Origin of the sequence: Methylobacterium sp. NPDC097929 (genome assembly GCF_049543375.1) — a bacterium.
Lineage (GTDB): Bacteria > Pseudomonadota > Alphaproteobacteria > Rhizobiales > Beijerinckiaceae > Methylobacterium.
Window position 1 is genome coordinate 52,852 of the sequence record NZ_JBMVEP010000012.1, and the last position, 18,390, is coordinate 71,241.

The 18,390-nt window shown below is 66.1% G+C and carries 18 protein-coding genes and 2 tRNA genes; 6 read left to right on the plus strand and 14 right to left on the minus strand.

Annotation, left to right across the window (positions count from 1 at the left end; genetic code table 11):
- From ACPCJR_RS21695 to ACPCJR_RS21705, 3 genes are all read left to right on the plus strand, one after another.
- Positions 1–483: a hypothetical protein gene (locus tag ACPCJR_RS21695; RefSeq protein WP_139235017.1), complete on the plus strand. Its 483-nt coding sequence runs from the start codon at positions 1–3 to the stop codon at positions 481–483.
- A gap of 74 nt (positions 484–557) precedes the next feature.
- Entirely contained in the window at positions 558–1,241 is a 684-nt protein-coding gene (locus ACPCJR_RS21700; protein ID WP_053608666.1) for a hypothetical protein, read from the plus strand.
- A gap of 188 nt (positions 1,242–1,429) precedes the next feature.
- On the plus strand, positions 1,430–2,008 hold the full coding sequence (locus ACPCJR_RS21705; protein ID WP_053608667.1) for a hypothetical protein: 579 nt from the start codon (positions 1,430–1,432) through the stop codon (positions 2,006–2,008).
- A gap of 30 nt (positions 2,009–2,038) precedes the next feature.
- Here ACPCJR_RS21705 and ACPCJR_RS21710 read toward each other — a convergent pair whose 3' ends face one another.
- The 9 genes from ACPCJR_RS21710 to rlmB form a co-directional block, all read right to left on the minus strand.
- The gene (locus tag ACPCJR_RS21710) at positions 2,039–2,596 is read right to left on the minus strand and encodes a metallophosphoesterase family protein (protein ID WP_053608668.1); all 558 of its coding nucleotides are present in this window, start codon (positions 2,594–2,596) and stop codon (positions 2,039–2,041) included.
- Positions 2,597–3,335: 739 nt separating this feature from the next.
- Positions 3,336–3,412 (minus strand) — tRNA-Met (locus tag ACPCJR_RS21715).
- Positions 3,413–3,519: 107 nt separating this feature from the next.
- Positions 3,520–4,761, minus strand: a complete 1,242-nt coding sequence (trpB, locus tag ACPCJR_RS21720) for a tryptophan synthase subunit beta (protein ID WP_391514976.1) — start codon at positions 4,759–4,761, stop codon at positions 3,520–3,522.
- 226 nt (positions 4,762–4,987) lie between these two features.
- Complete coding sequence (locus ACPCJR_RS21725) at positions 4,988–5,635, minus strand: phosphoribosylanthranilate isomerase (protein ID WP_391514974.1); 648 nt, start codon at positions 5,633–5,635, stop codon at positions 4,988–4,990.
- Between the two features lie 22 nt (positions 5,636–5,657).
- Entirely contained in the window at positions 5,658–6,026 is a 369-nt protein-coding gene (locus tag ACPCJR_RS21730; RefSeq protein WP_391514972.1) for a LapA family protein, read from the minus strand.
- Positions 6,027–6,184: 158 nt separating this feature from the next.
- A complete protein-coding gene (locus ACPCJR_RS21735; protein WP_110352612.1) occupies positions 6,185–6,493 on the minus strand; it encodes an integration host factor subunit beta in 309 nt (102 codons plus the stop codon).
- Between the two features lie 43 nt (positions 6,494–6,536).
- Positions 6,537–7,505, minus strand: a complete 969-nt coding sequence (gene sppA, locus ACPCJR_RS21740; protein ID WP_391514970.1) for a signal peptide peptidase SppA — start codon at positions 7,503–7,505, stop codon at positions 6,537–6,539.
- 372 nt (positions 7,506–7,877) lie between these two features.
- On the minus strand, positions 7,878–9,590 hold the full coding sequence (gene rpsA, locus ACPCJR_RS21745; protein WP_391514968.1) for a 30S ribosomal protein S1: 1,713 nt from the start codon (positions 9,588–9,590) through the stop codon (positions 7,878–7,880).
- Between the two features lie 333 nt (positions 9,591–9,923).
- Positions 9,924–10,763: a 23S rRNA (guanosine(2251)-2'-O)-methyltransferase RlmB gene (gene rlmB / locus ACPCJR_RS21750; RefSeq protein ID WP_391514966.1), complete on the minus strand. Its 840-nt coding sequence runs from the start codon at positions 10,761–10,763 to the stop codon at positions 9,924–9,926.
- A 135-nt stretch (positions 10,764–10,898) separates the two neighbouring features.
- On the opposite strand from rlmB, the gene ACPCJR_RS21755 reads away from it, so the two are divergent.
- Positions 10,899–10,973, plus strand: a tRNA-Glu gene (locus ACPCJR_RS21755).
- Between the two features lie 10 nt (positions 10,974–10,983).
- On the opposite strand, the gene ACPCJR_RS21760 is transcribed toward ACPCJR_RS21755, so the two are convergent.
- Positions 10,984–11,184: a hypothetical protein gene (locus tag ACPCJR_RS21760; protein ID WP_391514964.1), complete on the minus strand. Its 201-nt coding sequence runs from the start codon at positions 11,182–11,184 to the stop codon at positions 10,984–10,986.
- A gap of 797 nt (positions 11,185–11,981) precedes the next feature.
- On the opposite strand from ACPCJR_RS21760, the gene ACPCJR_RS21765 reads away from it, so the two are divergent.
- A complete protein-coding gene (locus ACPCJR_RS21765) occupies positions 11,982–13,676 on the plus strand; it encodes a VapE domain-containing protein (RefSeq protein WP_391514962.1) in 1,695 nt (564 codons plus the stop codon).
- A 232-nt stretch (positions 13,677–13,908) separates the two neighbouring features.
- Here ACPCJR_RS21765 and ACPCJR_RS21770 read toward each other — a convergent pair whose 3' ends face one another.
- On the minus strand, positions 13,909–14,256 hold the full coding sequence (locus ACPCJR_RS21770; RefSeq protein WP_391514960.1) for a hypothetical protein: 348 nt from the start codon (positions 14,254–14,256) through the stop codon (positions 13,909–13,911).
- On the opposite strand from ACPCJR_RS21770, the gene ACPCJR_RS21775 reads away from it, so the two are divergent.
- Entirely contained in the window at positions 14,255–14,920 is a 666-nt protein-coding gene (locus tag ACPCJR_RS21775; protein WP_391514958.1) for a class I SAM-dependent methyltransferase, read from the plus strand. The genes ACPCJR_RS21770 and ACPCJR_RS21775 overlap by 2 nt on opposite strands.
- 64 nt (positions 14,921–14,984) lie before the next feature.
- Here the strand turns inward: ACPCJR_RS21775 and ACPCJR_RS21780 are convergent, their stop codons facing one another.
- From ACPCJR_RS21780 to ACPCJR_RS21790, 3 genes are all read right to left on the minus strand, one after another.
- Positions 14,985–15,881, minus strand: a complete 897-nt coding sequence (locus tag ACPCJR_RS21780) for a DUF2268 domain-containing putative Zn-dependent protease (RefSeq protein WP_391514956.1) — start codon at positions 15,879–15,881, stop codon at positions 14,985–14,987.
- On the minus strand, positions 15,869–16,222 hold the full coding sequence (locus ACPCJR_RS21785; RefSeq protein ID WP_391514954.1) for a hypothetical protein: 354 nt from the start codon (positions 16,220–16,222) through the stop codon (positions 15,869–15,871). The genes ACPCJR_RS21780 and ACPCJR_RS21785 overlap by 13 nt, the downstream gene beginning before the upstream one ends.
- 181 nt (positions 16,223–16,403) lie before the next feature.
- Positions 16,404–17,870, minus strand: coding sequence for a hypothetical protein (locus tag ACPCJR_RS21790; protein WP_391514952.1), 1,467 nt, complete (start codon positions 17,868–17,870; stop codon positions 16,404–16,406).
- Positions 17,871–18,390: the final 520 nt, after the last annotated feature.

The following is an 18,390-nucleotide window of genomic DNA, read 5'->3' on the forward strand; positions in this document are numbered from 1 at the left end:
ATGACGCATCTACGCCTCGTCCCCCCGTCCCCGTCATCGGCGCCCGAGCCGGCCATGCCGCGGGCCTACGCTCCGCCGGCGCCGGCCCGCGGCTTTCCCTACCCCTCTGGCGCCTTCGCCTCGCACGGTGCGCGCCTCGCTCCGTCGCGGCTCTATCCGGACCGCTTGCCGGCGCCGCCCGGCGGCCGCGCGCACGTCACCGAGAACCCGAGCGACCTCGATTTCGAGCAGGCGGTCATCATCGCCATGGAGCGCCTTGCCGCCGGGCGCGAGCTCCGGGACGGCCTCGGGCGCCCCGTCGATAAGCACGAGATCCAGCGCTACGCCGGCCTCAAGGCCTCGGGACTCGCGGGCCTCCAGGCGAGGCTCAAACCGCACCTCCGACGGGACCATCCGTGGGCCGCTCAGGCCGCCGAGCTCGTCGAGCGCCTCGCGGTCGATGAGGCGCACTGGTGGACGGTCTCCGGGAGGCGCCGGACCTGACGCCGCTTCGTCGCGCGCCAGGCGGCAGTGGCGCCACCGCTTTCCCCGCAACCCCGGTTTCCGCGAGCGGACCCATGGACTACATCGACGAACTCCGCGATGGCGCGGCCGAGCACTTCAAGGAATGGCTCGCGGCCCTGGCTGCCGACGACGGCTACGCCCGCGCCGCGGCGTGGGGCCTGCGCCTGCAACTGGAAGGCCTGACGCCGGCGGAGGCCCTGATGCGCGTGGCCGAGGCCATGGAGCGGCACGCCGGCCCGCACCTTGTCCTCTATGCGGCGTCCGTCGCGGGCGGCGCCTACGACGACCCCGACGCCATCGAGAGCATGCTGGAGACCGTCGAGGCCATCCTGTCCGACCGGAGGCTGTCCGAGGCCGAGCGCGAGGCGACACGCCGTTCCCGCATCGTGGCCCGCATCCGCCGGGGCGACTACAGCGACCTCGACATCGAATGGTTGGAGATCCGCGCCGCCGCCATGACGGACGCCGAGATCCTGCGGATGTCGCCCTTCGACGGCGAGGGAATCGTCGAGCTCTCCCGCCGCGTCGTCACGTGCAGCACCGCCGTGCGGGACCACTGGACCAGGCGCGTCATCGAGCCGGGGGAGCGGCACCTGGTGCTGCGGGAAAGCCTCATGGGGCGCGAGACCGAAACCCGGCACAGCGAGCTCTCGGCCTATCTGCACGTCGTCTGCGGGGACGGCGGGGCGGCGGAGTTCCTTGACGTCTACAACGAGCACTTGGCGCTGGCGAGTTAACCACTCGTTAACCGTGTTCAAGCACCGGATGGTCGCCGGACCGCTCAAGACTTGCGGGCCGGCGCCTGCCGGGGTATCCATAAGGTCAGCTTCGACGGTAACCATACCTCGAACCTTGACTCGACTGCGCGGCCATCATGGCCTTCTTTCGTGCGCATGGGGCGACCCGCCCTGCGCACGAGGAATACATGACGCACGACCGTTTCACGCCGCCCCGCCTCCCGAAGGCGCTCGAACCGCGCGTGGCAGAGATGATCGCCGCCGCGAAGGACAACTTGCTCGTGCAGCAGCGCATGTCGCAGGACGAGCAGACCGCCTTCATCCGGCGCCTCGCCGAGGCCAAGGTCATCGTCTCCATCGGGCCGTTGCCGAAGGGGGTTGGCCTTCGCGGCGAGGTGTCGATCTCCGTGATCAGGGGCGAGGACACCATCGCCGCCCTCAACGCCGTCGGCTGGGAGATTGAGGACTTCGTCACGGTCTTCGTCCACGACGACCTTATGGCGACCCTCTGGCATATCGCCTACGGCGATGGCGACATGGGCGTCGTGGCACGGGAGGTCTTGCAGAGCCGGGACGCCGGCGCCGTCGACCGCCTGCCGTACTGGCTCACGCTCAGCCAGGTGGATCGCGTCCGCAAGATGGCCGAGAAGCTGCGCCGGAATCCCAACAAGGTGGTGCCCATCGAGATCAAGGCCGCGGTGCGGTTCGCGGACGCCTGGACGGCGAGCCGCCCGGTCTCCACGCCCCCGGGTGCAGCCTGGCACTAGGCGAGGCTGCACCCTAGGGGCGGGCGCGGGTTACTCCCCCTCGGCCTCCATGGCACGGGCGAGCCGGATCTCCTCCGGCTCCTCGTCGACGCCGGCGAGGCGCTCGCGGATCTCGCCGAGGGTGACCGGCCGGTAGGCCCATGCGTCCACGCCGACGTCGCAGCTTTGCCGGGTCGGCGGCAGGGTCCCGTGCGTGTGCCCGAACAGGTGGAGGGCGCCGCGCCAGGCGCCCGGCCAGGACCGCATGGCGTAGTGGCAGAGCACCAGCCGGGTCCCGTCGACCGTGGTCTGGACGAGGTCGTGCTGGGATGCCCACGGCAGATCGAGCACGCGCGGCTTGTCGTGGTTGCCCCGCACCAGGTGCTTGGTCCCGTTGAGGCGTCCGAAGAACGCCTGGCACTCCGCCGGGCTCGCCCCCATGGCGAAGTCGCCGAGGTGCCAGACGGTGTCGCGAGGGCCGACGACGGCGTTCCAGGCGTGGATGAGCGCCTCGTTCATCTCGGCTACGTCGGCGAACGGCCTGCCGCACATCGAGATGACGCCGCGGTGGCCGAAGTGGTGGTCGGCGGTGAAGAAGGTCTTGGACATGAAGGCAGCCTCCGGTCTGGGGGCTGCCGCCGCGCGGTCACGCCCCGGGATGGGTTTCGTTCGGGTGGGGGCGTATGCTCGGTTTCACGGTGCTCTCCGTGCGTCGATGTCCCGGGATCGCAGCTCCGGATTCCCCCGGTCAAGCGGGGTCGTTGGGCACGGTTAACGGAAATCCAGGCCGGTCGGGCGGCCGCTTGCCCCCGAGCTCTGCGAACCGCGCCCGGCACCACGGCGTATATTTTGCCGGGCGCCTGACGTGCCATGGCTTTGGCCACCGGCACCGGACGAGGGCGGCCAGGACGTCCTCGGGGGTCGCCCGTGGCCCGAGGCGGGCGGTCAGGCGCTCGACGCAGTAGTCCCCCCGGCGCCCCGGGCACCAGGGGCAGACCAGCCGCACCCGCCGGTACGGGAACTCGCCCAAGGTCCGCGGTACCCGCATCCGTCCCTCCCCTTCCGCCCGGCCGGCCCGGTTCGCAGACCATCGCCGCCGTTCCCTATCTGTTCCAATAGGCGGTTCGGTCAATGCGCAGCCTGGGCGGCGGTCCCGGACGGGTCTCGGACGGGGAAGCCCTTTCGGACGGGAACTCGGACGGGACGGGCACCCCCCGTCCGAAAACCGTCCGAGAAAGCAAAAGCCCCGGACGGGCTGTCCAGGGCTCGATGTCTACGAAGTGTGCTCTAGGTCTTCTAAGTGCCTACCCTGGTTCCGGTTTTCACCGTCGAAGACCAGGAAGGTATTTGGTAGCGGAGGAGGGATTTGAACCCCCGACACAAGGATTATGATTCCTCTGCTCTAACCAGCTGAGCTACCCCGCCACGCTCGGAAACGGCGCCCGTTGCGGCGCCGGCCGATGGCCGCGGTATAGGGAGAACGGTGCGGAGGTGTCAACGGTCTGTTGGGCCTCCGGCACCGCTTCTCCTCGTCAGAGGGTCGTACCGAAGATCTGGGCGACCTGGGGGATGTCCTTGTCGCCGCGGCCGGAGAGATTCAGCACCATCAGATGCTCCGCCGGTTTGGTCGGCGCGATCTCCAGCACCTTCGAGAGAGCGTGGGCCGGCTCCAGCGCCGGGATGATGCCCTCGAGCGCGGAGCAGAGCTTGAAAGCGTCCAGGGTCTCCGCGTCCGTGGCCGAGAGATAGGTCACGCGACCCATCTCGTGCAGCCACGCGTGCTCCGGCCCGATGCCGGGATAGTCGAGGCCGGCCGAGATCGAGTGCGCGTCGGCGATCTGGCCATCCTCGTTCATCAGGAGATAGGTGCGATTGCCGTGGAGCACGCCCGGACGGCCGCCGGTGAGGGAAGCGGCGTGCAGCCCGCTCTGGACGCCGTGCCCGGCCGCCTCGACGCCGTAGATCTCCACCTCCCGATCGTCGAGGAAGGGATGGAACAGGCCCATCGCGTTCGAGCCGCCGCCGATGCAGGCGATGAGCGAGTCCGGCAGGCGGCCCTCCATCTCCAGCATCTGCCGCTTGGTCTCGATGCCGATCACCGACTGGAAGTCGCGCACCATGGCCGGGTAGGGGTGAGGCCCCGCCACCGTGCCGATGCAGTAGAACGTGTCGGCGACGTTGGTGACCCAGTCGCGCAGGGCCTCGTTCATCGCGTCCTTCAGGGTGCGGGTGCCGGATTGGACCGGGATCACCTCGGCGCCCAGCATCTTCATGCGGAAGACGTTCGGGGCCTGCCGCTCCACGTCGACGGCGCCCATGTAGACGACGCATTTGAGACCGAAGCGGGCACAGAGCGTCGCGGTGGCGACGCCGTGCTGGCCCGCCCCCGTTTCGGCGATGATCCGCGGCTTGCCCATCCGGCGGGCCAGCAGGATCTGGCCCAGCACGTTGTTCACTTTGTGCGAGCCGGTGTGGTTCAGCTCCTCGCGCTTGAAGTAGATCTTCGCGCCGCGCCCCGCCGGGGCTTGGGCGCGCAGGTGCTCGGTCAGGCGCTCAGCGTAGTAGAGCGGGCTCGGACGGCCGATATAGTGGGTGCCGTAGGCCTCCATCTCCGCCTTGAAGGACGGATCGGCCTTGGCCTCGGTATAGGCCTGCTCCAGATCGAGGATCAGCGGCATCAGCGTCTCGGCCACGAACCGGCCGCCGAAGATGCCGAAGCGGCCGCGCTCGTCCGGCCCGGTGCGGAAGGAATTGGGAGCGGGGCTAAGCGTCACGGGGACGTGTCCTTCGCGAAGGTCTGTCGTTGGCTTGCGTGCTAGACCCATGGGCGAGCGACCGCAATGCGGCACAGCCGGACAATCGCGCGCAAACGATCGAGGCGGACGAAGCCGCTCGAACATCGTGCCGGATATCGTATCCGGCACGATGGTCTCGTCTCTTGTTTCGCATCGTCTTTTTCCGAACGCCGGCGACCACCTTTCGGGACGATGCTCTCGGGGCTCAGGCGGGCTTGCGGGCGGCGGCGACGAAGGCAGCGATCCGCGCCGGATCCTTCTCGCCGGGGCGTATCTCGACGCCGGAGGAGACGTCGACGGCCGTCAGTCCGGTGCAGGCCAGGGCCTCCGCGACGTTGTCGGCATGGAGGCCCCCGGAGAGCATCGTGCCCGCCGGCAGCACGGCCGCCTTCAGGAGATCCCAATCGAACGAGCGCCCGTTCCCGCCGGGAAGATCGGAGCCGGGGGGCGCCTTGGCGTCGAGCAGGAGCCGGTCGGCGACGGCGGCGTAGGCGGGGAGGGGGGCGAGATCCGCGGCGCAGGCAACGCCGAGAGCCTTCATGACCGGGCGCCCGGTCCGCGCGCGGATCTCGGCCACCCGCTGGGGCGATTCGCGACCGTGAAGCTGGATCAGGTCAGGGTCGAGCGCTTCGAGCGCCGCGGCGAGCAGGGCATCGTCCGGATCGACGAGGAGCACCACGCGCTCCGCCCGACCCCGCGCTTGGCGGGCGAGGCGGCCTCCGTCGTCCAGGGAGACGTGGCGTGGGCTCCTGGGAAAGTGGACGAAGCCGACGAGGTCGGCGCCTGCGTCGAGCGCCGCGTCGAGCGTCGCCGCACGGCTCAGTCCGCAGATCTTGACGCGCACGCTCGACATGGGAGGACCCGCTCCGCTCCCGTTACCGGGCAGCCGCCGGCGCCGGGAGTGCCGCTTGGCCGGAGACCCGGCCGTAGCCCGGCTCGGCGCCCGGCGTCCCGAAGGTCTTGAGTTCGGCCGCCTCCTTGGCGAAGCGGTCGGCCTCGCGCCGATGATAGCGCGCCAACCGGCGGGTCTTGCTCTGGCTCATCCAGCTTCCCACCCCGCCGACTAAGATGCCGAGCGCCACGGCACCGAACAGGACGGCGTAGAGCGGCAGCACCACGCTGAACACCGGCTCGGGCGAGAACGGATCGAGGGACAGGGTCACGGGCTCGCGGTTCGCGACCGCGAGCAGCACAACGACCACCGCGACCGGCAGGAGCACCAGCGCTTTCAGGAAACGGATCATCAACAAGGTCTCCGACGGACGGGACGGGCCTTCGACCGGTCCGGACGGGATCGGTCGTCCGAGACCCACGGGACCGCCGAGGGGCATTCGAGGTTCGAAGGCGAGGATTTAGTGCGCACCGGCCCCGCCGTCACGCTCTCCGGCGAGCGTGAAGCCGTTCAGGCGCCCGGTTGTTCCTCGCCGATGCCGGCCCGGTTCAGGCGCAGGCGCATTTCCTTGCCGGTCTTGAAGACGGGGATCGCCTTCTCCGACACGGCAACGGACTCGCCGGTGCGGGGATTGCGCCCGCGCCGGGCCTCGCGGCGCTTGACCGAGAAGGCACCGAAGCCGCGCAGCTCGACCCGGTCGCCCTGGGCGAGAGCGTCGGTAATGGTGTCGAGGATCGCGTTGACGAGGGTCTCGACGTCGCGCTGGTAGAGATGGGGATTCTGCTCGGCGATCTTGAGCACGAGTTCCGACTTGATCATGCGGCTCTCTTCCGAATGCGGTGCGGGCGCGGCCTCGTCTGCCTCAGGGCGCCGGGCGCCAGACGGCCATGAGCCCACCCTCGGCGAGCCCCGCGGTCTCGGCCTCGAGCGCGCGCAGGCGGGCGGCCAGACCGTCGAGCCCGAGGAGATCGGCCCCGATGCCGAGCGTCGACCACAGCTTGAGGCCACCCTCGGCCTTGGGCTTCCAATCCTTCACCGGAAGATCCTTGGGGACCTTGCGCTCCGTCTCGAGCCACGCGACCGCCTGACGCTCGCCGCCGAGCTCGTCCACGAGCTTGAGCGGGACGCTCTGCCGGCCGCTGAACACCCGTCCGTCGGCGACGGCCGAGATCTGCTGCTCGTTCAAGCCGCGCCGCTCGGCCACCAGCCCCTTGAACCAGCCGAAGGTGTCCATCACGATCGAGGAGAGCGCCGCGCGTGCCTCCGGCGAGGTCGGGCTGAAGCCCGAGGGCTCCGCCTTGAGCGGCGAGGATTTCACGGCCTCGACCTTCACGCCGACCTTGTCGAGCAGGCCGGACACGTCGGGATACTGGAACAATACGCCGATGGAGCCGACGAGCGCCGTCTCCCGGGCGACGATGTGGTCGGCGGCGATCGCCGTGATGTAGGCGCCCGAGGCCGCCGTGCCGTCGACGAAGGCGACCATCGGCTTCTTCTCGGCCAGCGCGCGCAGGTTGCGGTAGAGTTCCTCCGACCCCGTCGTCGTGCCGCCGGGCGAAGAGATGGAGACCACCACGCCCTTGACCGAATCGGCCTTGGCCACGCGCTCGATCAGCTTGCGGGTGGACTCGCTGCCGGCGATGAAGCCGCCGATCGAGATCCGGGCGATCTGGCTTTCCGTGGCGGGAAACAGCCGGCCCTCGCCGACCCGCGCCCGGTAGCCAACCGCGCCGACGGCGAGGATGACGGCGCCGATGCCGAGCACGCGCCACAGGGTCAGCTTGCGGCGCAAGCGGCGGCGGTCGATGAGAAGCTCGGCGTCTGCAGCCATCCGACGGTGCACTCCCTCAAAGCTCCAGCCTCGGCGGGCCGGTTCCGATCGACGCCGCGGATGCGGCAGCACGACGAAGCCACGCCCAGCGAAGGGCCGCCATCGTCTCGCCGCGCGCAGGCCTCGGCCGGCACCCCGTCATGTACGGGAATCGGCGGATGCTCCCGCCGGATCAGGGCTGTGTTCTATCGCCTGCCGCGCCGCACGGGCAAGATGCTCCCGGCAAACAAGAACTCCGCGGCGATCGGGCGAAAAGCCGCCTGGACGAGGGCCGCCCGGACAAACGAAACGCCTGCGCGGGGTCTCCCCCCACGCGGGCGTCGGACGAAAGTCGGGACCGGGCGCAGTTTCCCGCGCCCGGAGCGGCGAGGACTACTCCTCGTCGCCACCCTTCTTCTTGTTGAAGGCGGCGCCCAGGATGTCGCCGAGCGAGGCACCCGAATCGGCCGAGCCGAACTGGGCCATCGCCTCCTTCTCCTCGGCGACTTCGAGCGCCTTGATCGAGACCTGCACGCGGCGGGCCTTGCGGTCGAACTGGACGACGCGGGCGTCAAACTTCTCGCCGGCGGCAAAGCGCTCGGGGCGCTGGTCACCACGGTCGCGGGCGAGTTCGGCGCGGCGGATGAAGGTCTGCATGTCGGTGTCGACGAGCTTCACCTCCAGGCCGGAATCCTTCACCTCGACGACCTCGCAGGTGACGATCTGGCCCTTCTTGATCTCGCCGGCTTCCGCGAAGGGATCGCCGCCGAGCTGCTTCACGCCGAGCGAGATGCGCTCCTTCTCGACATCGACGTCGAGAACCTGGGCGCGGACCATGTCGCCCTTCTTGAACTCCTCGATGACCTGCTCGCCGGGACGGTTCCAGTCGAGATCCGACAGGTGGACCATGCCGTCGACATCGCCCTCGAGGCCGATGAACAGGCCGAACTCGGTCTTGTTCTTGACTTCGCCCTCGACCTCGGAACCGACCGGGTGCTTCTCGGCGAAGGCCTCCCACGGGTTCTGCAGGGTCTGCTTGAGGCCGAGCGAAATGCGGCGCTTGACCGAATCGACTTCCAGGATCTGGACCTCGACCTCCTGGGAGGTGGAGACGATCTTGCCCGGATGGACGTTCTTCTTGGTCCAGCTCATCTCGGAGACGTGGATCAGGCCCTCGATCCCCGGCTCCAGCTCCACGAAGGCGCCGTAATCGGTGATGTTGGTCACGCGGCCCTTGAGCTTGGCGCCCTCGGGGTAGCGGGCGGCGATGCCCTCCCACGGATCGGCGAGCAGCTGCTTGATGCCGAGCGAGATGCGGTGCGTCTCGTGGTTGATCTTGATGATCTTGACCTTGACCGTCTGGCCGATGGTCACGACCTCGGACGGGTGGTTCACGCGGCGCCACGCCATGTCGGTGACGTGCAGCAGGCCGTCGATACCGCCGAGATCGACGAAGGCGCCGTACTCGGTGATGTTCTTGACGACGCCGTCGATGACCTGACCTTCCTCAAGGTTGGCCACCAGCTCCGAGCGCTGCTCGGCGCGGCTCTCTTCGAGAACGGTGCGGCGCGACACGACGATGTTGCCGCGGCGGCGATCCATCTTGAGGATCTGGAACGGCTGGGGCGTGCCGAGCAGCGGGGTCACGTCGCGCACCGGGCGGATATCGACTTGGCTGCGCGGCAGGAAGGCCACGGCGCCGTCGAGATCGACGGTGTAGCCGCCCTTGACCTGGTTGAAGATCGTGCCCGTGACGCGCTCGTTAGCCTCGAAGGCCTTCTCGAGCTTGACCCACGACTCCTCGCGGCGCGCCTTGTCGCGCGAGATGACGGCCTCGCCCAGGGCGTTCTCGATGCGGTCGACGTAAACCTCGACCTCGTCGCCGACCTTGAGCTCGCCCTCGCGGCCCGGGCCGGTGAATTCCTTCAGGGGCACGCGCCCCTCGGTCTTGGCACCGATATCGATGACGGCGACATCCTTCTCGATGCCGACGACGGTACCCTTGACGACCGAGCCCTCGGTGATCTCGTGCTGGAGGAAGGATTCCTCGAGCAGGGCCGCGAAATCTTCGCGAGCCGAGGGGCTTACGTTCAGACCAGCAGACATTCTCTCTCCTGAATGGCCCCGTTCCGGGACCCGCGTCGACGGCTCGTGTTGCGAAAACCCCCGTCACCGCCGCCCGCCGGATGGACGATCCGGTCGGGCTCGCCTCCTCTCGGAGGGCCGACGCATGCTGGATAAGCGATGGTCGAGGGCCGATCTCCCTAACGATGCGGCCGCCGGGCACGGGTGCCCGAATCCTGACGATACCGATGGGGAAATCGGTGTGAGCGATAGCGGATACAGTGTCCGGACGCAACGTGCCGCCGCCAAGGATCGCGGCCAAGGATCACGTCTGGCCGGATGTCGCCTCCGCCGTCTCGGCCCGGAGGCGCGCCGTCAAGCGGTCGGGGCGCCCGGCCGAGTGAGGGCGTAGAGGGTGATCGCGGCGGCGTTCGAGACGTTGAGGCTGCGGATCGCGCCCACGGCGTCGATGCGCACCAGCAGGTCGCAGCACTCGGTGGTGCGCTGGCGCAGGCCCTTGCCCTCGGCGCCCAGCACGAGCACCGCCGGGCGCCGGGGAGTGACCGTGTCGAGGGGGATGCCGGCCTCCGAATCGAGCCCGATCCGGGTGAAGCCGCGCTCGCCCAGCGTGATGAGCGCCTCGGCGAGGTTGCGCACGACCACCAAGGGCACGTGCTCCAGGCCGCCGGAGGCGGATTTGGCGAGCACGCCGGTGGCGTTCGGCGAGTGGCGCGCCGTGGCGACGATGGCGGTCACCCCGAAGGCGGCGGCGGTGCGCACGATGGCACCGACATTGTGCGGATCGGTGATCTGGTCGAGGGCCAGCAGCAGCGCGTCGTCGGGCATCGCGTCGAGCGCGGGGGCCTCGAGGTGCTCGGCCTCGGCATAGAGGCCCTGATGCACGGCGTCGGGGCCGAGCAGCCGATCGATCGCGCTCGGGCGCACGATTTCCGGCTCGATGGGAAGCTCGGCCAGCGTCTCCTTCAGCCGGGCGAGCGCGTTCTCGGTCGCGAGCAGGCGGTGGAAGCGGCGGCCGGAATTCGCCAGCGCCTGCGAGACCGGGTGCCAGCCGTAGAGCACCACGTGGTCGTGCCCCTCCCGTGCCGCCGGTCCCGGCCGCTGCTGCATCCGCGGGCGCGGCCGAAATCCGTGCGGCTTGAATCCAGGGGGCTTGAATCCGGGCGGCTTGGCCGGGCCGTCGCGCGGCGGAGTCATGGGCTTATCTTTCGAGATGGGAGGTGTCCCAGCGGAAGAACCGGCCGGATCGCCCCGCGTCAAGCCGTGAAATGATGGCCGGAGACCGTTGCCGCGCGCCCAGAACCCGACTATAGCACCGATCGCCGCCGGACAGCGCCCTTCGTCTATCGGTTAGGACGTCAGCCTTTCACGCTGAAAAGGCGGGTTCGATTCCCGCAGGGCGCGCCACTCTGTCTTCTCAATGACTTACGGGTGGCATCTGCCCATTTTCAGGCAGAATTCTCAGGCAGGGTGAGGCCCTCTCGACGGCTTTGCGCTTTTTTGTTTCATCTGTGACCGCTTCGGCCGCCACCCGGTAAAGCGAAGCGCCTTCCCCGCTTAAGCCGAACGCTTCCACCGTCAGCGCGGTCAGATCGTCCCGGAAAGGCTTGGTCAGCAATTCACGGTTCGGCCGTCCGGCGGCCTCGCACAGAAGCGTGCGTTCCGCCGCGCGAATGTGGATTAGACTGAACCGGGCTCTGCCCAACTCGATGCAGTAGCGCCCGTCGAGCCGACAAGGCGTCTTTGCGTTACGAGCGTCAGGCGCGAATGTATTGGCCGCTCAGTACAGCCTCTCACCGCCCTGCCCCGCCCCCGCACTCGACGGCCCATGAGAGACCGGCCGCACTATCGGTGTGTGGCGGGCTCGAAGCTGTTCGTGCGCGATGATCCCGTTCCAAAGAGCGTGATTCGCACCACGCGCCCTCTAAATAGCCCGCTCCGTCGGGCCGATTCGTCCCGGATTCACAGGCAGCGCACATTCCTCTGATCCACAGCTTTCCGCCTGCGTCACTGTGGCAAGCGTACCGCTGAAGCGTCGAACGCAGAGAGAAGTGCACACGCAAGAGCGCTTGGTTAAAATCTCTGCGTTGCAGATCGGAGACACGATCTACTTGGTTAATTCCGTTCGACTAAAGTAGTCCAACCAATGTTTTTGATGGCGTGACTTGTCGAGTTGGCTGCGATCGGGCATCTTAAGGCTCCCGAAACGATTGGAGAGACAGCCCGCGATTCGCCCAAAGCAAAACGCGCCCAAGAACCCCGGCAAGGGCTCAGGTGCGCGCTTAACCCCGTAAGGGGGATAGAGTTAGTTCACTGACAAGAATGAACTTATCTCCCGAAAATCTGAAGTGCAAGCGCTCTTTCGAGAGGGCACGGGAAAGCTCTGTTCGACGCGGCGTCCAGAAAGGATGCCCTATGGATACCACCACCGACGACAAGCTCGCCGAAGCCGATCAGCACTACGCCGCCCTCGGTCTGACGCCCGGCGGTGTCAAGGACTTCGGGCAAGTTTATGCGGCCTGGAAAGCTCGCATGAAGGTCCATCACCCCGACACCGGTTCCGCCACCCAAGAAGGACGCGGCTCGAATGAAATCGCAGCGCGGATCAACGCGGCACGCGATTGGTTCAAGAAGAACATCGAGCGCGAACTCCACCGCACGACGCCGCGCCAATCCGATCCTTTCGGCAGGTGGCAGCAGGAGTGGCAGCGCTCTCAGTCCTCTCAGGATGGTCAGCGCTCCCAGGATCGTCAGGAAGAAGCTGGCCGCGCTGAGAGGACTGAGAAGGCTGAGAGCGCTGACGCCTCTGACGACGCTGACGCGGCCGGTGCTTGGGAGGATGCGACTTACCGCCCGAACGCTCCGTCCAAAACCTCGGAGTTCATTGAGGAATACCTGCGCATTCGAGGGTGGACGGTGAGTGCCGGCCGGGTGCTCATGCCCGCGGCGAGGTACAAGAGCTACCCGACGCACCCCATCGGCGAAGTCCTTCGCGATGTGGAGATCACCGAGGAACGGCTACAGTCTGAGCTTCAGGACTACCTTGAGCGGCAAACAACCCCCGGCGGAGGCGATGTCACAAAAGCCTCACTCAAGAGTAGCCAACGGGCGTTCATCACCGCGAAAGCCGACGAAGAACGGGCAAAGACCTTCGAACGGCTCATGGTACCGCTGGACGCCGCCCAGAAAGCCGAAGCGGAGAAGCAATGGGCGCTTCTCGCCGCCACCGTGTTCGAAGACTCGCCCACAGTCGCAATCGCCGGTCTGCAGAAAATTATTCATCAGGTGAAGCTGAAAGCCCTGAGAATGACAATTCGGAACCATCTTATGGCGGTTTTCTACTCAAAAGAGGGAGGACTCGGAAAGACAGAGTTCGTGAAGTTGTTTTCATCCCCCATGGAGGAGCTTCGCAGCGGAACAACGCTCGTGTCCGACGTTGTGGACAAGAGCAACATCGATCTGTTCTCGCAGCCGATCGTATTTCTGGACGACATGGACAAGCTTGACGAAAAGTCTGTCGGGACGTTCAAGAGCGTTCTCACGGCGGATTACATCGATCGTCGCAAGTTCTTCAAGCAGTCGATGGTGAACGTCCGCCAGCAAGCGGTGTTCATCGGTACGGCCAATCGCCCGGTCAACGAATTGGTGATCGATCCGAGCGGACATCGACGCTTCCTGATGCTGACGTTCAAGCATCTTCCCCGCAGCGGGCAGAAGAAAATTTGGGATACCGTCAATGGACTCGATTGGGAACTGCTTTGGCGCAGCGTCAGTCAAGACGACCCAGACCCGATCGAACCCGTGCTGGAGTTCATGCGGGCTGAAGCCGCAAAGGCTGCGATGAACTCCCCTGCCGGCAAGCTGACACGCTGGTTTCGGAACCTCGACTTGTCTCAGCCGGAAGTTCAGTCCCTGGCGAAAGGAAAGCAGATCAAATACTATACTTTCCCCGATCTCTTTCGCCTATACGAAGGAGGCGTCCCCGGAAGTTTGGGCCTGACAAGGGTAGAGTTCGATCGGTTGCTGGCGGACCTCTGCGATCGAGGTGTGGGGCCGTTCGCAGGGCCGAAACACACCGTGTTCGGTAGCGCCTTCTGGCCGAAGCCGTAAGTGCGATCAGGGGCGTCAGAGTTCTCAGGCTCGTCAGTGGCGTCAGCGAGCGTGCCTGACGACGCTGAGAGCGCTGACGATCCTGAGACGGCTGAGAGGACTGAAACGCTTGAGCCCCTGACCGCCGAAGGCCACCATAGCCTCCGAACGATCCCGCTCAGCCCCTTGAACAAGAACATCGCGGCCCGGACGGCGTTCTGTCGGCGTTGCAGGTGATCTCCCCGACGTTCGATTAGATCACCAGCTTCGCTGGCACGGTCCGGCTCCGTCGCGTCGCGAAGGATTTCCGCCAAGGCACGAACTGGTGATCGAGATCACCGCGAGCGATTACCTCCAATGTATGGGATTCAAGCAAGCCGGCACCGACCGCGCAACTCAAACCATTCAGGCAGCCCGAGCCCATCGATCCGGCGCAGCCTGCGACCGGATCGAAGGCGGTGATCTCGCCGGAGTGCGATGAGATCACCACCATGCAGGCAGGCGCTGGTGATCCCGCTCCCTGCCCGAGAATGTCACGCCGGGCGGCTCTCGATCCAACGGGACATTCGTAGGGGCCGTGCGCCGTGTTACCGTTGAGCATGGATGCATTTTCCGATCCGCAGGCCGTCGCCCGGTACGCCGAAAATCCGCCGCGGATGGTGCCCGGCTACGCCGACCTGCAACGTATGGCAGGGCTTCTTCTGGCAGAGCGTGCGCCGGACGACGCGCAGGTGCTTGTTCTCGGCGCAGGCGGCGGCCTCGAACTCAAAGTGTTTGCCGAGGCGCAGCCTGGATGGTCGTTCGTTGGCGTCGATCCGTCCGCCGCGATGCTCGACCTCGCTCGGATGACGCTCGGTGAACTCGCGGTCCAAGCACTGTTGCACCAGGGCTTCATCGACAGCGCGCCGGAAGGCCCGTTCGACGGCGCAGCCTGCCTTCTGACCCTGCACTTCATCGAGCGCCGGGAGCGCCTACGCACTCTCCGAGAGGTGCGGCATCGCCTGAAGTCGGGTGCCCCCTTCGTGACCGCGCATTTCAGCATCCCGCAGGGCGAGGTCGATCTCTGGATGTCACGGTATGCCGCCTTCGCGATTTCATCCGGCATCGAGCGTTCGCAGGCAGAGGCTGCACGGTTCGGGATTGCGGAGCGGTTGCCAATCCTTTCGCCTGAGGACGACGAGCAGCTTCTCCGCGATGCCGGATTCACCGGCATTAGCCTCTTCTACGTTGGCTTCGCGTTCCGGGGTTGGGTCGCCTACGCCTGATCTCTGCTTTCGACCCGTTGCGGACCCTGGGAAGGTCCGCTCTCTAGGTCATTCCAGAGGCTCGTTAGAGGTTCGACAAGGTGCGTCCGCAGGCGGCCTTGATGACCTCATGCGCGGGGACGTTGACCCAGGTAACGCCATCAACTTTCGCCTGTGCGTTCAGCCAATCGCCTGCGATCCGGTAGCCGAGGGTGTATCCTAGCCAACGCGGGCGCTCCCCCTTGAAACCGAAGAACCAAACTCGGTGGTCATGACCGTTGCCGATGAGGGTCGCATTGTCCGGGAGGTTGGCCGCGATCACCTCGTCGGTGACGGCGCATTCCCACGGTTCAGGCGGCGAGCCGAACAGGCGGCTGACGAACTGACCCGCCAACCCTTCACTCACCAGAGCCTCACCCAACGTCCAGCCATAGCCGGGGCCTGCCATGCGCATGCAATGGTGGGCCTCGTGTGCCACCGTCCGGCGCAGGTCCCCGTCGCTCAGCGAGCGTGCGAAGTTCGGATTGTCCGGATCGAGCGAGATGGAGAATAGGTTCCCCCTGTAAGCCCGCCCCGTCGTTCCGGTTTCAGGGATTACCGCGCCCGGCTGGCGTTCGATCAGAATGTCGAGGTTCGTGGGAGGCATCAAACCAGCGATGGCCTGCCGTGCAATCTCGACTTCGGCGATGATCGTTTCACGCCACGGGCGCAGATCGCCGGACGCCTCAAGCCAGTGCAGGTTCCACGTCATCGCTATACCGAGATCGAGTTGACCGGCTGATCCTGCCGGAGAGCGCCGGGTACGGCAACATCCGCTTCCGGCTGCGGAGCGACAGCCCGCTCCCCACCCGCTGCGGACCTCATGACTGCACACGAATTTCCAGATTTCAGCCACTTCGCGCGACCCAACCTGATCCGGCGCAACCGAAAGTAGGGTGACGGTGGCGTTCTCGCCGAGAACCGACGCGATCACCCGCACCATCGGAACGATCCGGGATTGAATTTGAATCCGGGGATCGCGAACAACAATCCAGCCTCTGCCGTGGTTTGCTCGGGAGGGTCATCCCGCCCGTCGCGCTCATGTCTCACCCTCCCAAAGATGTTCTCGCCGATCACCCGCGCGCTCATCAAGGCGAACATCACCGCCCGGCGATCCCGCTCGGACGCATCGGCGAGACGGCGAAATTCCAGGCGTCGGGGTGCGATCTGCTGTCGGTGCGGGTGATCACGCAGAGCTTCGACAGGATCACCCGTTTCGCTGGCGCGATCCGGCTCTAATGCGCAGGGTGCGATCACCACCACGGCGATGGTGGTCGAGATCACCGACCGAGAGCGGCGGGGCGGATCGCGTCCGTCTTAAAAATCTTGCGAGCGGTCACCGTGCGCGAGGCTCGAACCATTTCGGCACCCCGCGCCCAGTTATTCGGCGCAGCCCGCGGTCGGATCGGAGGCGGTGAACTCGAAGGGCGATGAGATCACCACCTTCGACCGTGCACTCTCAACATCACGTCCCCGGCGCGCCTTCTCGCTGATGTTCGTCTTTCCGCGGTCGGCCGCGCCGCTGGTAGGTTCCTGCCGTCAGTTTCTCCTCGCGGGCTGCGTTGCGACGCCGAGCGCCTCGGGCACGTTCTCTGGCCTTCTTCCGCGCTACTCGATCACCGAGCGCCTCCGGGCACATCTTCGATCCGATATCGCCGTCGTGCTTCGAGGCTGGGCGCTGCACGTCCAGAATTCCGGCCTCGTTGACCGGCACAATCTCGATGTCGTTCGTGATTCCGCTCGCGCGGAGGCGACGGCTGAGCGCCTCAGCCTGATGCCAGTCGTGGAGGTACACACGATAAGTACCGCCATATGAGGGATCGCGGATCGCCCCCCTCAGCACGAACTGAAACACGTCCTCATCTTCTCGCGCACTCCGAATGGCCTCGTTATCGAGGCCAAGCACCTCAATCGAAGCTGCGTCGGAGTTCTGCGCCTTATTCGAGTAGATCGCCATGCTCGCAGTGTGATGGATCAGCGAGTTCGTGCCTGCCTGCTTCGGCTGACACCTTGTTCCGTTGAAGCGGTGCCGGAAGTAGGGGACGGCAGCTTCGTTCGCCGCCCAGAACCCGTCGAAACCGATGCGCTCCAGATGCCTCGAAATCTGTACGAGGCAGTGGCTGCCTTCATCCCCCTCCCACCACGCGGTCGAGCCCAGGCACTGCGTGAAATAATGGATCAGGACGTTCGGCTGCGCCCGAGGGGTTCCGGCGGCGACGTTTACTTCGACAACCTCAACCCGCTCAGCATCGAACTTGTGGATGCTGCGGTAGGCGATGCTGTCGGAGAAGCTGGCGGCGGTCATCTTCACCGACGCACACGCCTCCAGGGTGGTGAACGACCACATCGACCACCACCGCACCGGACTACGGGATCGCTCTGCGTCGCTCCATTCACGCAGGTCCACGAATGTGGTGCGGTTCGGGTTCGAAGCCGCCTTGCGGAAAGCGTTGAGCGTCGTGGCATCGTCCTCAACGATCTGCCGCGGGTCCAACCGAGCAACATCATCGCGATCAACAACGCGAGCCCACCCCGTTCCGTCGATCAAACTAAGAGTATAGTGACGTTCGACACTACTCCAAGTTGCGCCGATCCGCATCGAGCCCGAAGCGATGATGTTCGGTGTTTCGTCGATTCGCACGTGCCAACCGGCGATCGTACTCGGATCGAGGGTCAACAGCGCCTCGTGCGTGACGACCACGATCCGATGGTCGTCGCCGCTGATCGCCGCACTTTCGCGAACAATCTCACGAAGACGGCGAAGCACGTCTCCACGCTGACCCTTCTGAGCAGAATGGATCGGAATGACTTCGATGGCTCTGTCGAGGGCGGCAGCAGAGCCGCGGAGGTACACGGCCTGCTCGTCGATCAGGCTCGTGCGGGGCGAGCAGAGGAGGTAACGGCCCGGTTCCGCGATCATCTCGTCGAGCATCTTCCGGGTCTTGCCGCACCCCGGCGCGCCAGTGAGTACATGTAGTTTCATGTTAGAATATTGCCTTAATAAATGCGTCCGCTGCATGTTTATATAGAAGAAGGTGGACGGATTTATTTCTACAATAGACCAGGAACGAGGGCCAAATTTTATCTTCAACTCGATGAAGCACGACGTGCGAGGCGCTTGAGCGCAGCGAAGAAGCGGAGCAACGACGGCTTCATCACGACGGGGCGGCTTCGTCCGCCCCTCGTCCTCAGAGGCGGCAACCGCTCGAAGTAGGTGATGTTGTTCTCCCCATAGGAGACGGCGCTCGGCGCGCTGCCGCGCGCGATCCCCGTACCGTTTCGGCTCTCGACGTGCGCGAACGCTGACGCGCTTCGCTCACTCGTCGCCGACCGGCGAGCGGTTGAGGTTGTTGTTCGAGGTGGTCTCGTTCGCCGAGGTGACGAAGCTCTTTCCTCGAGGTGGACCCTATGACATCGCTGCCACAGGCAGCCCAAACATGCGGCGGACGGTG